This is a genomic window from Pedobacter jaeyakensis (genome assembly GCF_054461315.1).
In genome coordinates this window covers 1,772,442-1,785,925 of sequence record NZ_CM136921.1, presented here as the reverse complement: position 1 = coordinate 1,785,925, position 13,484 = coordinate 1,772,442, and the positions used below count along the sequence as shown (strand labels likewise).

At 41.6% G+C, this 13,484-nt stretch carries 12 protein-coding genes; 7 read left to right on the top strand and 5 right to left on the bottom strand.

From position 1 onward, the window contains the following. Position 1 precedes the first annotated feature (1 nt). Positions 2-1,879, top strand: coding sequence for a glycoside hydrolase family 97 protein (locus tag ACXZ1K_RS07945; protein WP_458972846.1), 1,878 nt, complete (start codon positions 2-4; stop codon positions 1,877-1,879). Here the strand turns inward: ACXZ1K_RS07945 and ACXZ1K_RS07940 are convergent. Then, entirely contained in the window at positions 1,876-2,859 is a 984-nt protein-coding gene (locus tag ACXZ1K_RS07940) for an SDR family oxidoreductase (RefSeq protein WP_458972845.1), read from the bottom strand. The genes ACXZ1K_RS07945 and ACXZ1K_RS07940 overlap by 4 nt on opposite strands. 150 nt (positions 2,860-3,009) lie before the next feature. Here ACXZ1K_RS07940 and ACXZ1K_RS07935 point away from each other — a divergent pair, with 150 nt between their 5' ends. The 3 genes from ACXZ1K_RS07935 (at position 3,010) to ACXZ1K_RS07925 (ending at position 5,058) form a co-directional block, all read left to right on the top strand. Beyond that, on the top strand, positions 3,010-3,594 hold the full coding sequence (locus ACXZ1K_RS07935) for a Crp/Fnr family transcriptional regulator (protein WP_458972844.1): 585 nt from the start codon (positions 3,010-3,012) through the stop codon (positions 3,592-3,594). Positions 3,595-3,648: 54 nt separating this feature from the next. Next, a complete protein-coding gene (locus tag ACXZ1K_RS07930; RefSeq protein WP_458972843.1) occupies positions 3,649-4,215 on the top strand; it encodes a DinB family protein in 567 nt (188 codons plus the stop codon). 72 nt (positions 4,216-4,287) lie between these two features. Beyond that, positions 4,288-5,058 (top strand): hypothetical protein, encoded by a 771-nt coding sequence (locus ACXZ1K_RS07925; protein ID WP_458972842.1) that lies wholly within the window; start codon positions 4,288-4,290, stop codon positions 5,056-5,058. On the opposite strand, the gene ACXZ1K_RS07920 is transcribed toward ACXZ1K_RS07925, so the two are convergent. Further along, on the bottom strand, positions 5,055-6,263 hold the full coding sequence (locus tag ACXZ1K_RS07920; protein ID WP_458972841.1) for an FAD-dependent monooxygenase: 1,209 nt from the start codon (positions 6,261-6,263) through the stop codon (positions 5,055-5,057). The two genes, ACXZ1K_RS07925 and ACXZ1K_RS07920, sit on opposite strands and share 4 nt — an antisense overlap. Before the next feature lie 168 nt (positions 6,264-6,431). Between ACXZ1K_RS07920 and ACXZ1K_RS07915 the strand changes: the two genes are divergently transcribed. Then, positions 6,432-7,529 (top strand): DUF695 domain-containing protein, encoded by a 1,098-nt coding sequence (locus ACXZ1K_RS07915; RefSeq protein WP_458972840.1) that lies wholly within the window; start codon positions 6,432-6,434, stop codon positions 7,527-7,529. 5 nt (positions 7,530-7,534) lie between these two features. Here ACXZ1K_RS07915 and ACXZ1K_RS07910 read toward each other — a convergent pair whose 3' ends face one another. Continuing rightward, complete coding sequence (locus ACXZ1K_RS07910; RefSeq protein ID WP_458972839.1) at positions 7,535-8,368, bottom strand: hypothetical protein; 834 nt, start codon at positions 8,366-8,368, stop codon at positions 7,535-7,537. A 122-nt stretch (positions 8,369-8,490) separates the two neighbouring features. Here ACXZ1K_RS07910 and ACXZ1K_RS07905 point away from each other — a divergent pair, with 122 nt between their 5' ends. Continuing rightward, positions 8,491-8,790 carry a DUF805 domain-containing protein gene (locus ACXZ1K_RS07905; protein WP_458972838.1) on the top strand — a complete coding sequence of 100 codons (300 nt, stop codon included), beginning with the start codon at positions 8,491-8,493 and terminating at the stop codon, positions 8,788-8,790. 151 nt (positions 8,791-8,941) lie between these two features. Then, on the top strand, positions 8,942-9,400 hold the full coding sequence (locus ACXZ1K_RS07900) for a hypothetical protein (protein ID WP_458972837.1): 459 nt from the start codon (positions 8,942-8,944) through the stop codon (positions 9,398-9,400). Between the two features lie 391 nt (positions 9,401-9,791). On the opposite strand, the gene ACXZ1K_RS07895 is transcribed toward ACXZ1K_RS07900, so the two are convergent. Further along, entirely contained in the window at positions 9,792-10,652 is an 861-nt protein-coding gene (locus ACXZ1K_RS07895; protein WP_458972836.1) for a VanZ family protein, read from the bottom strand. A gap of 36 nt (positions 10,653-10,688) precedes the next feature. Then, a complete protein-coding gene (locus ACXZ1K_RS07890; RefSeq protein ID WP_458972835.1) occupies positions 10,689-13,445 on the bottom strand; it encodes a TonB-dependent receptor in 2,757 nt (918 codons plus the stop codon). Positions 13,446-13,484 lie beyond the last annotated feature (39 nt).

The following is a 13,484-nucleotide window of genomic DNA, read 5'->3' as shown; positions in this document are numbered from 1 at the left end:
TATGAAAACTAAACTCCTCACTGTTACTATCTTATTGACATCATTTATTGTAAGGGCTAATCGAGCAGATCAAGTACGTAAAAGTAATCCGGGATTTGCTGTATCCCCGATAGTGTTGACTTCACCGAACGGCAAATTAATTTTAAGATTCAGCCAAAATCAGCAGGGTGATGTTACATATTCATTTACGGCCAATTCAAAAATATTAATCAGCAATTCAAAACTGGGCTTAAGCGGTATTGAAAAGCCAGTATTCATCAGTTCCTCCCGTCGTAACATAAAGTCCGTTTGGAAACCGATTTGGGGGAAGAGAGCGGTCGTGCCGGAGCAATACCATGAGCTTACATTGGACCTGAAAACCTACAAAATTATAGCGAGGGCATATAATGACGGAGTAGCTTTCAGGTATCAGTTACTTAAAGAAAACGCAGTTAGCGACCTCACACAGTTTAATTTCGCAGGCAATTACACCGCATGGTATTACAACGGTGAAAGCGCTAATATAGGTCCGGAGCAATTAACGGACTGTAATGATAAACGTTTGCCGGTGATGACCATTAAAGTAGATGATCACAATTACCTGGCTATTCACGAGGCCAGCCTATCCTGGGGAGAACCGCTGATATTGCAGTCAAAAAAAGGCGAGAACTTGTTCACGATAGCATCCAAACCAAGTGACGCCTGGAAGGTGGTCATGTATGGTACCCAACCCGGCGAATTGGTTGATTCGCACCTCATAGAATTATTAAACCCTCCGCCAGCAAATGATCAGGATTTCTCCTGGGTAAAACCCGGGGTTGCTGTATGGGACTGGCGTATCGCAGGTGCGCAGGTAAACGCCTTTACCTACGACATGTCACTTCCCTCCTGGAAAAAAATGGTGGATTTTGCTTCTGCAAATAACATGCGCTACCTGGCACTTGATGCCGATTGGTACGGCCCCGAATTTGGCAAAGAATCAGATCCGCTTAAAGGCGGTAAAGTAGCCCAGGTACACGAAATTATCCGATACGGCAAAACAAAGAATGTGGGCATCTGGCTATATCTAAATGATGTTGGCGGGCGGAAGTTCCCCATTGATCTCACCTTAAAACAGTATGGCGATTGGGGTGCGGCCGGCATCAAGTACGGCTTTATGTCGGGCAGCCCGGCTGAAAAGAATGAGCGTACACGCATGATCACAGAATTGTGTGCAAAAAACCATCTCCTATGCGATTTTCATGATGGCCCGGTACATCCATACGGACAAATGCGCACCTTTCCAAATGCAGTTACACGCGAATACTGTCAGGCTCAGCTGGATGGCGCTACTGTTCTGGAACCCAAAACATTTGTGACTTCAGTATTTGTAAACATGATTGCCGGACCGCTTGATATGAACAATGGGCTGGCTGACCTTAGTCAAGAGGGAAGGACTCACAGTCCCGCTTACACCACCAACACCACACTTGCTGCGGAAGCTGCACGTACCTTAATTACATTTTCAGGGGTAACGGTAATACCAGACATTCCGGAGAATTATCAAAAACATCCGGAAATACTTCAATTCATCGCCGCACAAAAAATGCCTTGGGTTGAAAGCAAAACAATCAAAGGAGAAATTGGCGAATACATCGTGATGGCGCGGCAGGCCAGCGATAAAACATGGCTCATCGGCGCAGCAACAAATGAAAATGCAAGGGAACTGGCTATCCCACTATCTTTTTTAAAGAATGGTAAATACAAGGCATTGATCATACAGGATGGTGATGATGCTGATTATCGTACCCGAAATGAGACTAACAAAACTTCACAGAAAGTCGTAAACCCTACCGACATTATCCATGTTAAACTTGCCCCAGGTGGTGGTGCCTGTATTCTGATCAAGGAGGAAAATTAATTTTTCTTTGTCGCCAGCAGTAAGATTCCCAGACCTACAGCCAAGCCTATGCCCAATGCTGTCTTCGTCTTTGTGGATGGCACCGGAATCAAAGTCTCACCATAGATTTGATGCGGAGCTTTGGAAGGCTCCAGCACATTACCCGAATCAGGTTCTGCTCCTGTAACTTTCATCAGCAAACGCATACCGCCTGATGCGGTATTGACCAGCAGCCTCGGGAAAATACTATGCAGCGTTTTCAAGGCATAAGAAGAAAAGTCAGGAAACTTATCCTTTCTTGGTCGAGTAGCCAGACTTAGCAATTGTGCAGCGGTATCGCGGGGATCGGCCGCAAATGGTGGAATCTTAAAATCTAGTCCAGAATATTTTGCGGAATGCATATTGCCAGTCGACCGTTGAATTTGCGGATAAAGATTACAAATATGAATATCCTTTTCATCGGAGAGCTCCCCTTGCAAGCATTCCATCATCCCCTTTATACCAAATTTTGTCGCCGAGTAAACAGCGCTATATGGCGCTGGCATGTACCCACCTATGGAAACGTTATTAATGAGTATGCCATGACGTTGATATTTAAAAATTGGCAATGCAACATGAGCGCCGTTGAGGTAACCCAACAAATTGGTTTTCACTACTTGATGACTAATCGAAATGGGAACTTCCTCAAATTTCCCGCTAGCCATTACTCCGGCATTGTTTACCCAAAAATCTATTTTCCCGGTAAATGTCAATGCCATTTCCGCAAGCCTTTCCACCTGAGCATAATCAGATACATCGCTAGGCACTGCGATTACCTTTGCCCCTAAGCTTTCGCAGTAGTGAGCTGCTTTTTCCAGTGCAGGTATGCCTCTGGATGCCAGCACCAAATTGCAGCCTGCTTTTGCAAATGCTTCTGCAGTTGCCAGTCCCACCCCACTGGAGGCGCCGGTGATCACTACAGTTTTATCTTTCAGATTAGGTATGTTTTGACTAGTCTTCATGTCGTTAGAGTTGATTGCTACATTCTCAACAAGCCATCAGGGGCTAATGTTTTACACTATAAAAGATGCGCTTTTGCATCACCAAATGATTTGGATTTCGATGCTGATTTTTTTATCTTCTCAACTCATTGTGAATATTGCCTCAACATTATGGATTCTGCACTGCAACAGCTTAAAAACTTTATAAACCTTGCCGGGCCAATGCCTGAGCCAGATTGGATACAGTTTTCTGCATTATGGAAGCCGGTCTTTGCAAAACGTAAGGAAATAATTACCGCAGCAGGCGAATCAGAGCCGTACTTGTATTTTATTCTTGAAGGCGTGCAGCGTGTATTTTATCAGAATGAGCAGGGAAAAGAAGCAACACTGGTATTCACCTATGCACCGTCTTTTGGAGGCGTACTTGATGCCATGCTGGAACAACGGAAATCACGTTATTTTTATGAAACGCTCAGTCAGTCGAGTTTTCTACGCGCATCGTATGCGGATATACTGAAGCTTAAACAGTCGAGCAAAGCAATAGATACATTCATTTACCAGTCTCTAAGTGCAACGATAAGCGGCTTGTTGATGAGGATGGCAGAATTGCAATGTTTCAGTTCAGAAGAAAAGTTTCGCGCTTTACTTTCGAGGAGTCCTCATATTTTACAACATGTTCCCCACAAATACTTAGCTAGCTATTTGGGTATAGACCCCACAAATTTTAGCAAATTTATAAACAAGCTCCCTATTTGAAAATGATGGTAAATACCAAGACTAAAAACCAGAGGTATTTGCAATTTGCGCTCCATGAATCATAGAAAAATATCAGATACCTCACAATTCTTAGCAGAATTAAATGAAATGGTGGAACTGCACTTGCAGCAAGCCATTTCCATTTACCAGAATACTTCAGCTTCCAAACTCAACAAACAGGCTGACCAGGGCGGCTGGAGCGTTGCACAATGCCTGGCACACCTAAACAGCTATGGAGAATTTTATTTACCGCAGTTGGAGATCGCCCTTGCAAATCCTTCCAGTAAGCCCGTACCCTTGGTAAAGCGTGGTTGGCTGGGTGATTATTTCATAAAAATGATGGATCCAAATCGAAAAGCCGCTCGATATCAAGCGATGAAAAAGCACCTTCCTCAAACAGGTATTAGCGCCCATCAAATCGTCGCAAATTTTATCGAACAGCAAGAACAGCTGCTAAAATTATTGAGGAGAGCCGGCACTTCCGATTTAAATAATGTAAGAATTCCAACGTCAATCAGCGGAATGCTTAGGCTACGACTAGGAGATGCATTGGCGTTCCTGATTGTGCACAACGAAAGGCATATTCAACAAGCGAATCGAAATCTCAAAATTCAAGAGTAACCAGTCGTTTTTCAATTACCTGTAACATTTTGGCCAAATACCACGTCTAAGCTACCCAAACACACATTTGACATGAATAAAAAAATCTTAATTTACCTTCTTCCCCTTATTTTTCTGGGCTGTAAAAAACAATCACCTGAAATTATACCCGAACCTACAAACCCTGATCCGGCCAAACCTTTGGTTTCAACCAGAAGCACCAACAGCAATGGACATAGCATTTTAACTACGTACAACTACAACGCAATTGGAAAAATCTACCAGGAAATCAGTAAAGATGAAATCACCGGACAAGAAATGTATGAAGATTTCCGTCATAAAGACGGAGTTCTGTATGCCTCTGACACATTCAACGACGACAGAAAATTAAGCAGGATCAATTACAGTTATTCAGAAAATAAATTGACCAAAATGCGGTATTACGAATATGACCAATACTTAAACACGGAATTTCTTTTTGAGCGTAATTTGGAATACAAGGATGGTCAAATTTACAAAATAAGCACGTCTGACATCAATGGTGTTACCGGAGAATATACTGTTTTCATCTTTTCTGGGGGCAATGTAACCGAAACTAAAACTTATTCCGCTAACGGAACTTTAATCAATTCTTGCAGGTACGAATACGATCAAAAAATTAACCCATATTTTGGTCAATATAGCAAATTACAGTCTGCCGTTGGTTACAGCCGTGCAAACGTTATTAAATCTGTGCAAACAGATCATCGTACCAATACCACTACCACGGCAAACTATACGTACGATTACAATAAGGCTGACCAACCGACTGCGATGTATGCGGTAACTGCACAACGCAAGCTAATAACCAATTTCTATTATTAGTCTTTTACGCTGCCCAGGTAATTGGGCAGCTGTATTTCCTTTTCAGGCGTCTTGTTTCCGCCGCTTAACTTACCGATGAGCCACTTCACAGGCTTACTTCCTACCGTTGCAACAAGTTGCTTTAAAATAAAGAGGCCGAATTTCGTTGTCGGGTAAACCGCCCACGGAATTCCCGGCGGCAATTTCTGACACTTTTCTACGTAGGGCCGCATTTTAATTTCATATGCCTGGAAGGCCTGTTTTACAGTTTCGGCTTTAAACAACTCACCAGCCAGTATGTAAGCTCCTGCCATGGCCAGGTCTGTACCTTTTCCGGCAATCGGAGTTGCGCACCAGGCTGCATCACCCGTAATGGCAACATTGCCGATGCTCCATTTAGCCGCCTTGACCTGACTCACCCTGTCGAAATACAAATCATCGGTCTGCTTAATCCCCTTAATAATCCGGTCAGACTCAAAACCTGTACCTTTAATCCTGGCAATCAAAGCTTCTTTCTGCGCTTCTGGCGACAGCCCTTTGTAGGCACCCTCCCTGGCTAAAAAAGTAACGGAAGCCCTGGTTTCTCCGTAGTTGTCAGGCCGCATTAAATATACGATGCCTGTAGCTGCATTACACCAACGTGCCCATTTACTATCGGTATCTGTTTTAGGAATCGTTAGGTATGCAGAATGCAAACCCAGGTATTTAAACTCTGGCTGACCGCCAAATGCCAATTCAGCGGTTTTTGAACCGATGCCCTCAGCGGAAATCAGGATGTCGAACGCTTCTTCCTTGCCACTGGCAAAGCCTATGCTTACCGAATCATCCCTTTGGCTGATACTGGTAATGTGATCGCCAAAACGGTAGTCAACGTCATCCTTTGAGTGTTCGTATAGAATTTTCACCAGGTCGCCACGCAGGATTTCCAGCTCTTGTGTCAACCCGATAGATTCTCCAGTTCTAAATTCTGCTATCGTTTTATTTGCAGTGTCAACAAAGCGGGTACCTATCTCTGTCGTATTTTTTTGACGGATCTCCTCCTCAATCCCCATCATGACTGCTATTTCCCTCGCCGGACCTTTCACGTCTATATTTTGGCCGCCCAGTCTAAGCGCCGGTGCTTTTTCTACCACGGTAACCGCAAATCCGTATTTAATAAGCCAGTAAGCTAGTGTGGGACCGGCGATACTTGCACCGGATATCAGAATCTTTTTGTTCTTCATCATGAGGCAGCTGGAGTTTTCAATCAGCTTTACAATGGGGGTAACAAACAACTCGTCTTAATGTTGGGGTTATAGGATTGAAGATAGATTTGGCCGGCATTGTTGAAAATAGTAAAAAAACAGTTATAAAATCAGCCTAAGCTATTATATTGCTTAAAAAATTACGTGTGGATGGGCAACTTGAAAAACATAGCCAATAAAAAAGAAAGCGCAATCAATTCAAATGAAGACTTCTGGAAATGGTTTGCAAACCACGCCAAAACCTTCCACAAGGTTGTTAAACAGCACACTAGCGTTGAAGAAGATTTTTTTGACAAGTTAGCCCCTAAACTGAATGAGTTAAAAGAAGGGATCAATTATGTGACCGGTATGCTGGATGAACATACGGCCGAATTGATTTTTACTGCGGATGGCATTGTCAAGAACCTGGTATTTACAGAAGAATTGGTGGCAGCGGCACCGCAAATTCCGGGATGGAAATTTACTGCACACAAAGAAGAGGCGGCTATTTCAAAAAACAAAATCAATGTGGATGACTATACCTTCCATAAAGACAATATGTTCTTTTATCCGGAAGAAAACCCAGCATATCCGGATGAAATCTCCCTGGTCATTACGCATGATGACGTTACCGAAGAAAATGTTAAGACGATCAGCACAGGCGTTTACGTTTTCCTGGACAACTACCTTGGCGAACTCAGGGCAGCCACAGCGATAGATAGCCTGGATTTACTCCCAACATCCGAAGCCAAGGGAGAACTGATACCGATTGAGAAACTTAAATCCTACCTGATCTGGAGAGAAAAAGAATTCCTGGAAAAATACGATTCGGTAACCATCGTAACTTCTGTACAACAACAAACCCTGATGCAGACGACACTGGAAAACGGGAACCCGCTCTTTGCGACCATAAACCTGGAATTATTGAAGTGGGACAATAAAAGCTCACACCCCTGGATATTAAGATTTGAAACCGTGTTTGATGGCTCAGGAAACAGTGGACTGCCAGACGAACAAACACTGCTACTTCTAAACGATATTGAAGATGATATGCTCGAGCATTTCGCAGATGTAAACGGGCAGCTTTATATTGGCAGAGAAACAGTTGGTGGTTTACGAACAAACTATTTCGCCTGTAATGAATTTAGGGAATGCTCCAAGATTGCCCATCAAATTGTACAAAGGCACAAGCACAAAGTAGATATTATCTACGAGATATTTAAAGACAAGTACTGGCAAACCTTCAGGCAGTATGAGGCAGTTGAGTAGTCAGCCTAATCTTGCTTTACATACCACTCATCATAAATGGCAACCTGACCACTTACATGAGTTATCGTACCGAAGGTATGCAGTTTACCGTTTTCAATTTTCAAATTGAATTTTACCGTTCCACTATCAAAATCTTTGTATGAACCAAAACTGATCATTTCACTATAAACACCACTATTTAAGGTATATAAACCACCTGCACAAGACACTACAAGCTTCTGGTTATCTTGTTGAGGTATAACCCGTTCTTGTACAACAACAACCATCCCAGGGGTAAAAATTTTACGCATATTCAGCGAGGAGCTATCGGTAGTTAGCACCCCGCCATCAGGCCTTGTTACTTTTTGCGATGTCGCTTTCCAAGTGCCTACCAGCTCTTTACTTTGAGCAGGAACCTCCACTTTTGTGTACCATTCATCGTAAATGGTTACAGCACCATCACTACCAGACAAAGAACCGACAGTATGCATTTTGCCCTTCTCCATCGTCAGCTTAAATTTTACCTTCATATCCTTGTAGCCTTTCCAAGATGCAAATTCTGTAAACTCTTGATAAACATCGCCATTTATGGTGTAATGACCACCTGCACAATTATTAACCATTTTCTTATTGTCCAACTGAGGCACTTTTACTTCTCCAACAACAACATACATTGTTGGTGTGTACATTTTGATCTGATTTAGATGAGCACTATCAGTGGTAAGCACACTGCCATCCGGATTTATAACTTTTTGACCTACCAGCTTCCATGTGCCAACTATGTTGATATTTTGAGCAAAAGTATGGAGCATAAAAAAAGTAGACAGGGCAATTGTCAGAGCGATAAATTTAGCTTTCATATTAAATATTTGGTTTCTCTAATATAATAATTCTTCTCAAATAATGAATTAATCCCTTCCAGCAAGAGAGACAACAAGTATCTACCTGGCTTGCCATTTATTAAAAAATACTAACTTCAACTATGCCGGTGATCGGTAACCGAAGTACGTTCACCTTACTATCGCTGCCGACTGCGACATCAATAATTTTGTTCTTTCTATTAACGATACCTCTATTTTGGTTTATCTTCGCTCAGGGCGCAAAAAGATGTCATGACAGAGGAAATGAGGGTTGGTGGCAATTTATTCCATTATACGGTTTTTGGATGCTGTTTGCTGATGGCGACATTGGAAGGAATGAGTATGAAGCGAGTCCTAAAAAGCTGCCATACGATAATACAAATTATGACAACTCTTTCCAATCGGACAAGCAGCAATTTTAATAAACTTTAGTTTATACTGACACGGAAACGTGATATGAAACAGCTCTTGCTATTAAGGCATCCACGTGGAAGATCCAGGAAAGCAGCGCCAATTTAGGTATTCCAGAGTTATTTGTTAAATTGAGCAAGGTAAATTAATCCTATGCTCCTAATGCTCACAAATCGCAAATTGAAATGTCTTATATATGCACTATTGCTTGCATTGGTAAGCTGTTCAACCCGAAACATTGAAGGTAAATATCGCACCAATAGCGCATTATATGGATTTTTTGGGAGCAGGCTAATATTGAGAAATGACTCCACATTTAAATACCATTTTGGTGGTGATCTGATCAATTTTGATGACAGCGGACACTACAGTGTAAAAGGTCGTGATTTACTACTCAGCTACTATCCGGTGAACCTGAAATTATACCAGGAAAACCCGCTGGAACTTTCAGATACCTCACATAGGAGTTATAAATTCAGAATCGGCAGAAAAAAGTTGTGGTCATACGATATACACGGAAACGTCGTCAAAAAAGGTAGTGCTTTGACAAGACATAAATTTCTTTTCCTCGGAGAACCACGCCAAGTCATGCGAAGAATGTACCTTAAAAAGATTAAGTAATCGCGATGCAAGTTAAGTGTATCCCATCCCTAACACTTTATAAAACTAGTTTTCCTTTATCATGATTATAAAAATTCATTACTATTTTTAAAGTATACTTTAAATCTGGTAAAACTATTTTAGTACAATACCTTAAAAACGATTGAAAATCTGAAGAAACTGGTGAACACTTTATAAGATATCTCTACCATTATTTCCTATGGGCTGCATTACAGAAGAAGTCTTTGGGGCGAATTTGAAGTATTTATAATCACTTCAAGAACGGCGAACAAATAAAGTTTACCAGCCTCCTTATACTAGGCTCAACTTTATGGAATAAATTCCCAGATCAGAAGATACTTAACCAAAAAAAGTTCTTCCCAACTTACCAAAGCTAATAATGTGATAATAACTATTTAGTATTACATACCAACACTGCAGCCGCAATATTAATCCCATTCCTGTCAGTCTCCATAGTAACAATAGTTGCCCGGTCACCTACTTTCAAATTTGCTTCTAAAATTTTGCCAGTCGAATCTTCAATAACTGTTTCTGCAGTAATTTTAAGAACTTCTTTAGCCTTGTCAGATCGCTCAATCGTTATCATATGATTCTTTATGTTTACAATCCTCCCAAGTCCCCCGGTTCCACCACATGGGTCAGCACCTTGACCCGAAGAACCTCCACCCACGCTCCTTTGCTCCGGCCTGGAATCTAACCGTACCGGCATTGAACCTCCCTGGTAAAAACCGAAACCGTATACAACAGCACCCATAGTAACAACACCAGTTACCATTGTTGCAATAATCACATTTCTCGCCTTCACAGAGTGTATTTTTTTAGCCAGCGCTATAAATATCCAATAACCAATCATCACACCCAACCCATTCAATATCACATCATCAATATCGAATATTCCCAATCTCAAAACTACCTGAGTGCCCTCTATTAAAATGCCAGCAGCAACGGCAAATGGAATTACCTTTTTCCATGACTTATAACCAAACACCATTGGAATAAGCAATCCAACTGGCATAAGCAAAATGATGTTGCCAATAATATTAATGCCCCCTATCAGCCAACCCTTTTCCCCAGACAGGTAAACCAAAATAGTTTTAAATGGAATTAAATTTGGCGGACCAGTTTGCGATCCTCCGAAGCTAAACATCATTGTACCAACCCTTATCATAGGAACATCTTTAAGCACCATTACTTTAAAAAGAAATGCACAATACGCAAGGAGAAGGAATGCCAATATTATTCGCTGTTTCATATTTTATTATTTATTTTTTCATCAATTATAGTCACACTAACCGCCACTGCGCTCACCGTTCATCCTGCCTTCGCTCGGCTTACCTGCAAATCTTTGCAATCTGATCGTAAAAGATAGCAGATAATATCTTCCTAACCTGTTTACATTACTTTGCGTACTGGCATAGGCATTCTGACTAGAGCTAAACCCAGTATTTTCATTAAATACATCATACACGGAAAAACGCAACGTGCCCGGATTTTTTCTTAAAACACGCCACTCAAAGTAAGTATTCAATAAGTTTGGATTTGTTGCATTACTAAAGCCTGTATAAATCACTTTACTGTAACTGTAACTTAGCGACCAGTCCTTTAAGAAATAGAACCTACCGTTTGTAGATAGCGTAGTTATTTTGAACATATTATCAAGAATAGCTTGAGCGTTTGAATTTTCTGATTTGTTGAACGTATAGTTCACACTAATATCAGCTTCTACAACGTTAGCGAAATCTATGCTGAAACGTGTCCCCTGAGTAAGCACCAAATTCTTTCCAGTGTTCTGTCGCGTAGCCTGATTATTCCCATCAGCATCCAGCACATCAGTAAGGTAGGAAATATTGTTATTGAAGGCGATATTCCCATTATAAAAGAAATTATACTTCCTTTTCGCCCAAGGCCTTAAAAACACATAATACGCAGACGCGCTATAAAACCCTGATGCATTCTGATATTTTGTTAGAATAGCACCTGCCAGCTTTGGATCGGCAGTATAGTTTTGCGGATACGTGATTGTGTTAGCCACAATTTTCTGGTCTGTCTGCGTCACACTCAAATTGGCAAAAAACATATTGCCAGTGCCGTTTATAAATTTGTTATAGCCAATCTGCACATTGTTATTGTACTCTGGTGCCAGTTGAGGGTTACCCTGAATGGGATAACTTGCGTTAGTAAAATCGGTAACGGGCTGCAATTGATAATACAAAGGCGAACTACTAGCTCCCCGGTAATTAATTGAAACCGCCTGCAGGTCTGAAAAATTATATACATACCTAAAAATGGGCGAGACATTCACCCTTCGTTGTGAAACAGGAAAATTGGTCAATGATGCTCCTTCCAGCGCGCTAGGCTGAACAGCTAAGCCAACAGTGAAATTGTACTTTTTATCTATTAACTGGTAATTCAAACTAAGCTGACTGGTTTTAAAATTGAACGTGTATGCATTGCTCAAGTCAAAATCACGATTTACAATACCAGGAGCGGCTAAAGTGTCCGTTACTCTAGCAACCTCCGTGCGGGATTTGTGGTAATCCAAATTAAACTCCAGGTAGGAGATTCGTCCCAGAGGTTCAGTTAAAGAAAGGGTTATTCCAGTGCTATCAGTATGGTTATCGGCATTTATCAATTGGTTAACAGGTACATTTGCTGCACCAGACCTATAATTGTAAATCGGATTGTAGTACTTTTCGCCAGTTCCCCTGCCGCCGGTCAACAACAGATTTATATTTCGCCCACGTTTCTGAAACTTATGATTATAGAGTAAAGTGAGGTTGTAATTTGGAGTGTGCGACCGTTCTTCTAAATCTCTCGTATAGTCCGAAATCAGCTCTTGGCCCAAACCTGCAGATCGCAATGTGCTAATGAAATATTCATTGCTTGTTAGACTACCGCAATAAACCTTTTGGCTAAACCTGAAGTAGTTTAAAGTATCCGGCTTGTACTCCGCATTAAAATTCGCCCGGTGATAAAGGTTTCGGTCATTTCGGCTGCTCGAACTATACTGTTTTGAGGGAGCCTTAACAGATAAGTTATCTCGTATCGATTGTGTTCTCGTATGTACCGAGTTATTGGCAAAGCTATAACTTCCATAAATACTTATTTTCTTACCCCATTCATCACGATAATTGACACCTACTGCCCGGGCAGTGGTAATCCCGGCTTGCTTTTCGGCAGAAAGGTCAGGCCCCTTTCTTCCCTCACCGCTAAAATCGAACAAGCTTGTGTTGGTATTATTAAAATCTCCTGACAGGGTGATTTGACGCTTATCCCGGAAACCAAATATATTTGCAGATGCCACATAACGAGAGCCTCCGCCTACAGAGCCTTGTCCTGAGTACCCGTGGTTCTTGTCTTTCTTAATGTTAATATTGAGCACCTTTTGAGAAGCGCCGGCTTTAATGCCAGTAATACTTGCCTTATCTCCATAATCATCTATCACTTGTACATTCTGCACCAAATCGGCCGGCAAAGTGCGGGTAAGGCTTTTTACGTCACCCGCCATGTAATCTTTGCCGTTCAAACGCACTTTATTTACTTCTTTTCCCTGGGCAGTGATGCTGCCGTCTTTACTTACATCAAGTCCGGGCATTTTTTTAATAGCATCTTCTAAAACCGCCCCTTCACGTACGCTATAAGCCGCAGCATTATATTCTAATGTGTCATTTTTTATCCTGACCGCCATATCTCCGCTAATTGTAATGCCACGTAGCATTATAAGGTCGGCTTTTAAAACAATAGGTGCCAATTCGGCTGTGCCACTGCCACTTGCGAGTTTATAGGTGCGTCTTACACCTTCATAACCTAAAGAAGTTATCACCAGACTGAACTGATTTTCATGTATAGAATCGAAGGTAAACCTGCCATTATCAGTGGAAACCACCATTAGACTGTCCCGTGCCGAAGTTAATCTAACTGTTGCACCTGCAAGCAATGTGCCGGTTGAGTCTTTAACCACACCTGTTACTTGTCTCCCCGTTTGGGCAAACCCCTGTGCAGTAAATATTAAAGCAGCAAATAACAACAAATATTTCAGTGTCATAAATCAAATTATTCACACAAAACAACTTTAAAAAATCCT